We start from the raw sequence: 2,881 nt of genomic DNA on the forward strand, positions 1-2,881 counted from the left end.
ACGTAAAGAACGGATTGCCCCCATTGGCAGCTATGCCGAGAAAGCATTGAAATTGTGGTTAGCGAAAAGGGAGCCAAAACCCATGGCTCATCCCGACTCTGATGCAATCTTTCTCAATCGGCTCAAAACTCGAATCACCGCGCGTAGCATAGGCCGTATGCTGGAAAAATATTTGCTACAGGCCGGGCTCGATAAAAAAACGAGCCCACATACATTGAGACATAGCTTTGCCACACATCTTCTGGATGGCGGCGCAGATCTGCGTAGCGTACAAGAATTGCTGGGACATAAAAGCTTAACCACCACGCAAATATACACACACGTCAGTACAAAACGTTTACGCGAAACCTATGAAAAAGCACATCCCCACGCAAAACAATCAAAAATAAAATCTTCATGATTGTTGTGACACTTTTTCTCATTCCTACATATCAATGAGTAACAGCTAATCCAGTCTCACCTTGAATCTGATTCAAATTCGAGGGACGATCCGGATTTCAAACTATCACCGGAAAGCTTTACTAGTTTAATTGCCTGGCAAACATCCTGGATATTCGCTACAGGAATAATGCCACCAACGGCCCTTCGGCAAAAGTGATCCAGCATCACTTCCAGTTCTCTGCGATCACTTTTGAGTGATTCGGTCATTGAGGATGATTCTGTTTCCCAATGAATCTCATCCGGAGAATGAAACTCAGCCGATCCATTTCGGCAAACAATCCGATGTCTGGGAAAAAGTGTCTCTGCTGTTCGCTGCTCATTTTTTATTTTGATCAAGGCAAATCGCGCTGCCCCGGTAACGGGGTCGTTTGAATATTCAATTCTGATTTGGCGATAATCTTCCGAATGATCGCTAGAGTCAGAATGAATAGTCGTTTGAACACGGACAGGTTTTGTCCGCATAAGATAACAACACCAGTCAATTAATCCGATCAGAAAATCAGTCTCATTCTTCTGGCCTGGTACATCAACTTGCTGATCCTTAGAAGGGCAACATGTCTCGATTTGAATCGAAATTGGGTTCCCCAATCGTGTGACAACTAATTCAAAAAAACGAGTTGTAGCCTGTGAGTAGCGCCGACTGAATTCGGGCATCAACGTGACTAATTTTTCTGAGGCAGTGTCATGAATCGATTCGAGTAAGTTCAGATCTTCGCCCAGGCTGCCAGCAATATATACCGGACGATGTTGCTGGCTAAGTATCTTAAGCGGGTAATGATTCATCCAGTGAGAATGCAATAATAAAAATGCATCCAGAGGATAACGTGATACCAGACATCCTATACCCGAGACGACATCCGCATCCCAATACACGGCAGCCTGCTCTGCGCGGCTGCGAACTGGGTCATATATTGCTTTGATCTGGATTCGTTGATCCATCATTCTCAGCGCGGGTTCATAGCGCTGTTCCCAATATGGACCGAGCCCTATTATTCCAATTCTGACCATTTGGCGAACATTAATGAGTTGGAGAATATGTTAGAAGAGGGTAACAACCAGTGAGAAAAATAACCTGACCTGAAGACTAAGTGACTGATCCCACAGAAACAAGTTCTGTTTGAATATGATATTCTCAAATTGGTAGCTGAATCAAGTCCATACCTTCATTAGGAGGTATTAACTGGCAAACCCAAATGTAGCGATGAGTAAATATCCTACATAAATTGTCAGCAAAATCGAGCCGCTCACAGGGGAGATTTCCTTACGCCGCCAGGAAAGCCCCAACATTGCCAGAATTAACAATATCACTACAGGACCATCGAAATAGACGGTTTGCTTGGGGATCGGCAATGGATGAATCAAAGCACATGTAGCAATGACCATTGTGATATTCAGAACATTGGCTCCAATGATATTACCGGTACCCAATGCTCCATGCCCTTTCACAATGGAAAGTATAGATATCGTGAATTCTGGCAGGGAAGTTCCCACCGCAAGGATTGTCAGTCCGATTAACAACTCAGAAACTTCGAAATACCGCGCCACCTGTACTGCATTCGTTACCAGGAGCTTACTTCCCAGAATAACCAGACAGGCTCCAATGAAAAATGCGAATGCCAATTTAATGTAATAACGTTTTAAATTTTCAACCTGGGGTGGTTGTTCCTGATCGAGACCAAAATCATGGCGTGAACTCAAAGCCACCCTCAAAGTAAATAAGATGTAACCTGCCAGGATACAAAGCAAAACACCCGCCTGCCAACGTGCTATCGCAAATTCCGCTGGTGCTCCGTTTTGATTAACCGCACCTCCAGATGAAAAGAGACTAAACACCCACACAATCACGCCGGCTAATAACATAAAAAAACCGGGGCCAACTATCGTAAATCTGGAAACGGGAATGCAACGCTCAGTATTTCGTTTCCTGGCAAGATATCCATTCAGAAGTGCACAAGAACCTATGATCAAGCCAATATTGCATAAACAGGACCCGAGTGCATTTCCCACCGCGAGATCACCTTTTCCCGATACCGTACTAGTCACAGAAACCATCAATTCAGGAAATGTGGTTGACATACTAACTATTGTCGCACCGATAATGACAGGTGGAACTCTGGTTTGCCTGGCAATCTCGACTGAACTGTCGGTAAAGAGATCGCCTCCTTTCGTGATACTGATCATCCCCATCGCGATAAATAACAGGCTGATGAGAATTGAAGCAGGAGCAGTTAATCCGGTTATTAATTTGAAAAATTCAATTGGCTCCATAGCCATGATTAATAAATGCAAGCTACTGCTCCTATCGAGTTTCTAAATTACTGCATTCTCACTGTCTGCAAAATATTAAAAAGTAATGAAATAATATGATAGGGATGACTGTAAACATTCTTTTCAGAGTATTCTTTTATCAAATTAAACGTAAAATACAGATATGAGTTCA

The 2,881-nt window shown here is 43.3% G+C and carries 3 protein-coding genes; 1 reads left to right on the forward strand and 2 read right to left on the reverse strand.

Annotation, left to right across the window (positions count from 1 at the left end; all coding sequences use genetic code 11):
• A partial coding sequence (locus Q0668_RS01180; protein ID WP_298859110.1) for a tyrosine-type recombinase/integrase occupies positions 1-400 on the forward strand: 400 nt, incomplete at its 5' end.
• 56 nt (positions 401-456) lie between these two features.
• On the opposite strand, the gene Q0668_RS01185 is transcribed toward Q0668_RS01180, so the two are convergent.
• Together Q0668_RS01185 and Q0668_RS01190 are read right to left on the reverse strand one after the other, a co-directional pair.
• Positions 457-1,383 (reverse strand): hypothetical protein, encoded by a 927-nt coding sequence (locus tag Q0668_RS01185; RefSeq protein ID WP_298859112.1) that lies wholly within the window; start codon positions 1,381-1,383, stop codon positions 457-459.
• A 234-nt stretch (positions 1,384-1,617) separates the two neighbouring features.
• Positions 1,618-2,730, reverse strand: a complete 1,113-nt coding sequence (locus Q0668_RS01190) for a calcium/sodium antiporter (protein WP_298859114.1) — start codon at positions 2,728-2,730, stop codon at positions 1,618-1,620.
• Positions 2,731-2,881 lie beyond the last annotated feature (151 nt).

Origin of the sequence: uncultured Gimesia sp., assembly GCF_937910335.1 — a bacterium.
Taxonomy (GTDB): Bacteria; Planctomycetota; Planctomycetia; order Planctomycetales; family Planctomycetaceae; genus Gimesia.